Source organism: Paenibacillus sp. BK720, assembly GCF_011761545.1.
Classification (GTDB): domain Bacteria; phylum Bacillota; class Bacilli; order Paenibacillales; family Paenibacillaceae; genus Pristimantibacillus.
Window position 1 is genome coordinate 288670 of sequence record NZ_JAASRQ010000003.1, and the last position, 7213, is coordinate 295882.

Genomic DNA, 7213 nt, shown 5'->3' on the forward strand with positions numbered 1-7213 from the left:
ACCATATTTGCCTCATCTCCCCTCATTTTGCCCTTATACAATAGAATATCCTGCATTCCATGCATCCTATTTCCCTCTACGCCCCCAAACCCTTCATATATCCTGCAAAACGTACAACATATCAATGGGATGGTTCTGCGCAAAAGGGAGCGAATTAGAAAGGAACTAGACTTCCCTCCATGCTGCGTCAGGGTGGCCGCAAGGCTGATATGCGCGCACCGCCTGTCTGGTCTGCCGCAGGCAGGCAACCCGCCAAGGAACGGAGGCGGTTGGTTTGCGCCCTCCCCAACGAATCGAAGACGAGTGGAGGGAGATACATCTCCCGGAGTGAGCCCACGGTTCTGGCTGCACTCTCCTTCCGACAAATCGTCTATCGATTCCACCCCCTCGTGACGATATAATACATGTAGATTTACTCGGGAAGGGGACCGTGCGTCTTGAACAACCTATCATTGCGGACAAAAGGCCTGCTCATCATCGTCCTAATCACCTTCATTCCGCTTGGCATGGCTGGAATATTTAATTACCTGTCCGTTAAGCAGGAAATGATTAGTACCGCGTCTGAAAGGGTGGCCAGCCGGCTGAGCGTCAGCGCCAATTATCTGGCCTCTTGGCTGCAGATCAGGCGGGCCGAGGTAGTCGTGATGAGCCGCACGGATATTGTCCGTTACGGAAGCGATACGGAGAGGCTGAATTATTTCAGGAAGGAGCTGTACCGCTCGGATTATACCTATTATGCGATTGGGTATATTGATGCGAGCGGCCGGGCGATCCGTACGAACGGAGATCCGGTCAATATGGGCGGGCAAGCTTTTTTTCGGGATGCGATGAAGGGGAAATCGCAAATTACGGATCTGTTCCTTCCCTCTTTCGATAGCCTGAGCCTGAAGCAATCCCTTATTGTCATTCCGGTCTATGATCAGACGAACAAGATTAACGGTGTTTTATACGCATCGATGCCGATGTCATCGATTTCGCCCTATTTTCTTGTAGATAAGGATCCAAGCTCGGAGTATTGGCTCTACAACGAGCGGGGAGTAGTCTTGTTCCATTCCTACTCTACCTCTGCAGGCGTGAAGCCGATTCAGGGGCTGCTTAACGGGCAGCCGGGTCTAACTCTCGACAAGCTGCTTCACCCGTCCGGGCAAATCCATATCCAGCGCGGAAATATGGATCATATCCTTTTGTACATGGACGTAGACAGCACCGCACCTTGGCATGCTGCGATCGAGATTCCGAAAGCGAGCCTCACTACAGGCGTGTCCAATGTATTATGGCGGATCTTTGCCACAATCGCTTTGTCCGAAGTGGTGATCGTCATTCTCTTCTCGCTCTATTTCAATACGATTATTAACCGGCTGAAAGGAATCTTATCCGTCACGAAGCAGGCGGCCGACGGCCAATTCGAGGTGGAGCATCTGTCCCAGGAGCCCGGGGATGAGGTAGGCAAGCTGGCGGAATCGGTTAACGGGATGATGGAGCATTTGAAGGACATGTTCGGACGCCTCGAGGCGATTATCAAGCAGAACGAATACTCTTTTATTTTGCTGGACGAAAATTACCGCGTCAGTTATATGAACCAGGCGGCGGAGAAGCTGATCGGCTATACGACGGAAGAACTGAAGGGGCATGCGACACCTCTTTTGTTCATGGACCCGGATGAAATCGAGCGCGAAGCGGAGATTCTGTCGCAGAAGCTTGGCGTCCACATCGAGCCGGGCCTCGAAGTTTTCCGGACGCTGCGCCAGGTGGACTTCTCCTATGAACGGCAGTGGACGTATGTCCATAAGGACGGGACCAAAATTCCGGTACGCCACTTCTCGAACGGACTGCGCGACCAGCAGGGCCGCCTGACCGGCGTTCTTGGCATGGCTTATGATATCTCCGAGCACGTAAGAGTGGAGAAATCCCGCAACCTCCTGCTCGACATTATCGGCTCGGCCAAGGACCTGATCGCATCCATCGACCATAACGGGAAGGTTGCCTACATTAACAAGGCCGGCAAGAGGATGCTTGGCCTGCCGCTGGATTACAAGCCGAAGGACTATAAGAGCTACGTGGAGCCTTCCATGTACCTGTATTTGATAAAAGGCTCCCGGATCGCCGAGAAATTTGGCTATTGGGAAGGGGAAGCCGAGCTTCTCACTCAGGCCGGAGACAAGGTCAACGTCTCGCTTGTTATCGTAGCCCATCCATACAGAAATACAGGGGAGCTGTATTTCTCCTGCATCGCCCGCGATATTACCGAGCAAAAGCATACGCAAGAGGAGCTGATTCAGGCGACGCAGGAAGCCGAACAGGCGAATGCGGCCAAAAGCCGGTTCCTTGCGATGGTCAGCCATGAGATCCGCACGCCTCTTAACGGCATTATCGGCCTGACGCAGCTAATGCGCCGCACCGGCTTGTCCCCCTCGCAGAAGGATTATATGGACAAGCTTGGCAACTCCTCGGAATCGCTGCTTCGCATCATTAACGATCTGCTCGATTTCTCGAAGATCGAAGCGGGCAAGGTCGAGGTGGAGCGGGTAGCGTTCCAGCCTCAGGAGATGCTCAGCCGGTTGACCGGTCAGCTCAGCGTCTTTATGGGCGGCAAGGAGCAGTTCGAATTTATTTTGGAGGTTCCGGAGCAGCTGCCGACCACACTTCTGGGCGATCAGATGCGAGTGGAGCAAATTTTGCTGAATCTATGCATGAACGCCGTTAAGTTTACGGAACGCGGTCATGTGAAGCTGTCTCTTGAGGTGTTGGAGCAGTGCCCTGACGGGTTAAAGCTGCAATTCACCGTTGAAGACACCGGTATCGGCATGACGAAAAAACAAATCGACAGATTGTTTACCCCGTTCACGCAAGCAGACGGTTCCACCACCCGCAAATACGGAGGTACCGGCTTAGGACTTGTCATTGCGAACGGTCTCGTCAAAATGATGGGCGGAAAAATCCAGGTGGACAGCGAGCCCGGCTTAGGCAGCCGGTTCAGCTTTGCCTTGTCATTCCCCGTCTTGTCTTCCGTCATGGAAGAGAAGCTGAATGTCGGCAAGGAGCTGGAGGACCAATGCATCTGGATCGTGGAAGACAGCGACGAGATGCGGCTGCATTGGTGCGGGCTTGCGGAATCGTTCCGCTTGACCCCGGTAGCGTTCTCCTCTTGGGGAAGCGCGAGGGAAAAGCTGCGCCGGATGGGCGCGGGAGCGATGCCGAAGCTGATTATGCTGGATATGGAGATGCCCGATATGTACGGAGCGGAGACCTGGCTGGAATTCCACAAGCAGGCTACCGCCGCAGGAGTGAAGACGATTGCGCTTACGACCTCTTTCGGCCGTGACGAGCTTATGCAAATGCCGGATTCCGGCCGTCCTTACGCGATTCTGACCAAGCCGGTTACCCGTCTGGCCTTATTCCATGCTTTAACGGGAACGCTGGATCAAAGGGCGGTACCGGTCAAGGAATGGACAATGGCTGCCCAGGAGGCGGCCGTGTCCGCGGAGCTTCGGGAAAAAATACGGGTTCTGCTTGCCGAGGACAATCATATTAACCAACTGGTAGCCATCGAATTGCTGAAGGAGCGGGGCTTCGAGGTCGGTCTTGCGGAGAACGGGCGGGAAGCTCTGGAGAAGCTGGAGCAGGGGAGCTGGGATCTTGTCCTGATGGATATTCATATGCCGGAGATGGACGGAATGGAAGCAACGACGTTAATCCGCAAAGATCCCCGGTACGAGCACCTGCCGATTATCGCGGTAACCGCAAACTCCCTTCGCGCGGATCATGAGCATTACTTGCAGCTTGGCATGAACGGGGTAGTAACGAAGCCTCTGGATCCGGATCAGCTCTACATCGTCATTATGAATCTGCTGAACAATAAGAAGTTTCCGGTGCTGCAGCAGCAGGCATGGGGCGTTTCCGGCTTATCGGTGCCTGAGCTGGACGGGATTCAGGTTGAGACCGCACTGGCCAGAGTCAGCGGCAAAGTCTCTATTTTGCGCCATATGCTGGTGCATTTCCTGAAGGATTACGAGGGCTTCCCGGACAAGCTGATCGGGGAGCTGACCAATGGCCAGATCGCAGCCGCGAGACGAATGATTCATACGCTGATGGGGGCAGCCAGCTACTTGTCGGCCAATGACGTGGTGCAGGCGGCGGCAAGGCTGAACGAGATTTTGAAGAAGGAGGAGGGGGAGGAGGAGTGGAAGGCGCCGGCCGAATGGCTGAAAAAAGAGCTGGATCGCGTGATAGCCGGTCTGCAGCGGGCGTCGATTTCAACTTTCGACAGTTTCTCCTAACAATCTTCTAACATTTTATTGTTAACCCTTACAATCGTATTGTATATTAGAGATAGATTTATATTTTTTGACAGAAATCTTTCTTTCCCCAAGGGGTGGCGCCGGTGTATAAAGTTTTAGTAATTGAAGATGACGTCATGATGAGGGATATGCTGTCGATGTACTTGTCGGAAGAAGGGTATTCGGTTAGGCAAGCGGGAACGGGTGAAGATGGCTTGCGGATCGTTCAGGAGTTTGCGCCTGATGTTGTTTTGCTTGACCTGATCCTGCCTGATATGGATGGTATGGGGGTTTGCGCCTCTATTCGTGAACGATCGCATGTGCCTATTATGATTTTGTCGATGAAAAGCGAAGTCTCCGAGCGCGTTCAGGCCTTGAAGGCCGGAGCTGATGATTATATGTGCAAGCCATTTAGCATGCATGAGATGACGGCAAGAGTGGAAGCCCTGATCCGTCGTTCCCAGTTTAGTGCGGCGGAAGCGGAGACGGCTGGCGCGGCGGAAGCGGAAGCGATGGATCTCGCTCCGATTCAGCTGGACGCCGAGCGCAGAATGCTTCTTGTCAGAGGCAAGCTGATCGAGACAACCTTTTCAGAATTCGAGATGATGAAACTCTTCTTATCCCATCCGGGCAAGGTATTCAGCAGGGAAGAACTGATTAATACGATTAGAGGGTTTGATTCTTTTGTAACGGATAGAGCCATTGATGTGCATATCGTGAATCTTCGCAAAAAAATCGAGCAAAACCCGAAAGAGCCCCGTTTAATCCGTACGGTATGGGGCTTTGGTTACAAATATACGACCGACCACAGTCAGGAACATGATTAAGGTAAGCGACCTGAAGATCACCTCCGCTGCAAGGTGATCTTTTTTATACCCACTTGTCCGAATGCTGGCAAATACCTAACATACTTCTAAAGAACAATCCGCAATTTTTCTAATACTTATATGGGACTATAGGATTAACAGTAATGACAAAAGGATGGTGTAGCAATCGTGCATGGGTTAGCCAGTTTACCTGAACGGCAGGAGGCTTATGCTCAGCTGGAGGTGGCTTTGAGCCGCGCGCGGGCGTCAGGACAGCGGCTCGTTGTGGCATTGATTCAGATCGATCGTTTCTATGGTGTGAATGAGGCCAAGGGCTTAGAGGCAGGCAACCAGGTACTAGAAAGTATCGGAGGACGGTTAAGTCAAGGGGCTGAGACGGCCTTTGTTACCTTGATCAGCGGCGATACTTTTTTAATGGCTAGAGAAATCGGATACTCGCAGGCGGAATGTGCCAATGCGGTGGAAGAGATGAAATATGCAGCGCAATACCCGGTTTCCTATGGGGGCGCGGAATTGAATTTGACGGCAAGCATCGGTACCTGCCTGTTCCCGCAGAACGGACGGACAAGCGAGAGACTGCTCGGGCATGCCGAGACAGCGCTCTTCAAATCGCGGGAGCAGGGCGGCAACCGGATTACGTTTTACAGTGAAGAAGAGACGGCCCAGATGAACCGCTGGCTGGAGGTTGGAGCATTGCTGCGTCCGGCCCTTTACATGCGTCAGTTCCATCTGAGCTATCAGCCGATCTTCCGCACGGACGGCGGGCGTCTACGCGGCTTTGAAGCGCTTCTGCGATGGAATCAGCCGGAGCTTGGGGCGATTTGGCCGGCGGAATTTATCCCGATCGCCGAGCAGAACGGCCTGATCGTGCCAATCGGCGAATGGGCGCTGCGCGAGGCCTGCAGGATGCTGGCGGGCATGCAGGAGTATGGCCTGAAGGAGCTTGTTATTGCGGTTAATGTTTCGCATGTCCAGCTGATGGACAACAGCTTCTGCAGCATGGTTGCCCATGTGCTGGAGGAGGCGGGACTCGAGCCTTCTTGCCTGGAGCTTGAGGTGAAGGAGGATGTTATTCTTCATTTCACGGACAAAACATTAGCCGTACTCAGCCAGCTGCGCGCATTAGGCGTCAGAATTACGCTGGATAACTTCGGAGAAGGTTATGCTTCGCTTGCGAACCTCAAGCAGCTGCCGGTCAACAGCGTAAAGATCAGCAAATCGTTCATCCGCCAGATTGATGTGCAGAGCGTCGAGCGCCATATCGTGGAAGCCATGATCGGGCTGCTGCACAAGCTGGAGATTGAGGTTATTGCGGGCGGCGTCGAATACGAGGAGCAATACAAGCTGCTGAAGGAATGGAGCTGCGACTTTGTGCAGGGCTTCCTCCTGGGATCCCCGATGCAGCCGGACTTGCTCGATATGTCGATCATCCGGAAGTCGCCGCAAACGGCATAAATAATCAACCAGGTAAAATCTAAAAGCCCTGAAGGATTCGCGTTTGGCGGATCTTTCAGGGCTTTCGTATTTGCCGGGTCATTGGATTGGTTAATCGCCGTTGTTAGCTTACTTCAAGATACAGCTTCGTCCCGTCATTGTATTGGAAAATGGCGACATCGCGGACAACCTCGACCTTCGATATGCGTTTCCACTTCTTGCGGAAATCGAAGTTGTATTCCATCTCAAGCAATTTATGATGAAGTTGTTCAACGGAAGCCGCCTGTTCGTTAACGTAATAAACGGGAACCGAACGGTCTTTGAAGGTAATGATTTTCATCATACCATTCGCACCTCCACTCGTTTTTTTCCAGTTTACTAGAAACGTTTTAGCCGCTTATAAAAAGGTCATAAGGATATTGTTTAGTTTGCTAACAATATTCTAACAATTAGCTGCTGTAGCTGCCATATTTCTTCTTGTAATGGCTATGACCGTATGGGGGCTGCTGCGGCGGATAATAGTTTCCTTTTTTGTAATCGCTGCTGCTATGGCTGCGGTGACCGTAATGGCCGTTGTGGCCGTAGTGCCCATGTTTGTTATAGTGTTTACCGGTGACGGAGCCGAGGAATCTTTGCAACAAGTGTTTAAGCATGATTGACCTCCTAAAAAGAATT

The 7213-nt window shown here is 52.4% G+C and carries 5 protein-coding genes; 3 read left to right on the forward strand and 2 right to left on the reverse strand.

Features of this window, described 5'->3' with window-relative positions; genetic code table 11:
* Window positions 1-437 precede the first annotated feature (437 nt).
* From FHT67_RS13335 to FHT67_RS30505, 3 genes are all read left to right on the forward strand, one after another.
* Entirely contained in the window at window positions 438-4277 is a 3840-nt protein-coding gene (locus FHT67_RS13335) for a response regulator (protein WP_167198859.1), read from the forward strand.
* A 104-nt stretch (window positions 4278-4381) separates the two neighbouring features.
* Window positions 4382-5104 (forward strand): response regulator transcription factor, encoded by a 723-nt coding sequence (locus FHT67_RS13340; protein WP_132311239.1) that lies wholly within the window; start codon window positions 4382-4384, stop codon window positions 5102-5104.
* A 168-nt stretch (window positions 5105-5272) separates the two neighbouring features.
* The gene (locus FHT67_RS30505) at window positions 5273-6559 is read left to right on the forward strand and encodes a putative bifunctional diguanylate cyclase/phosphodiesterase (protein ID WP_132311237.1); all 1287 of its coding nucleotides are present in this window, start codon (window positions 5273-5275) and stop codon (window positions 6557-6559) included.
* A gap of 103 nt (window positions 6560-6662) precedes the next feature.
* Here FHT67_RS30505 and FHT67_RS13350 read toward each other — a convergent pair whose 3' ends face one another.
* Together FHT67_RS13350 and FHT67_RS13355 are read right to left on the reverse strand one after the other, a co-directional pair.
* The gene (locus FHT67_RS13350; RefSeq protein ID WP_132311235.1) at window positions 6663-6881 is read right to left on the reverse strand and encodes a hypothetical protein; all 219 of its coding nucleotides are present in this window, start codon (window positions 6879-6881) and stop codon (window positions 6663-6665) included.
* A 106-nt stretch (window positions 6882-6987) separates the two neighbouring features.
* Window positions 6988-7191 carry a hypothetical protein gene (locus FHT67_RS13355; protein ID WP_132311233.1) on the reverse strand — a complete coding sequence of 68 codons (204 nt, stop codon included), beginning with the start codon at window positions 7189-7191 and terminating at the stop codon, window positions 6988-6990.
* Between the last annotated feature and the right edge of the window lie 22 nt (window positions 7192-7213).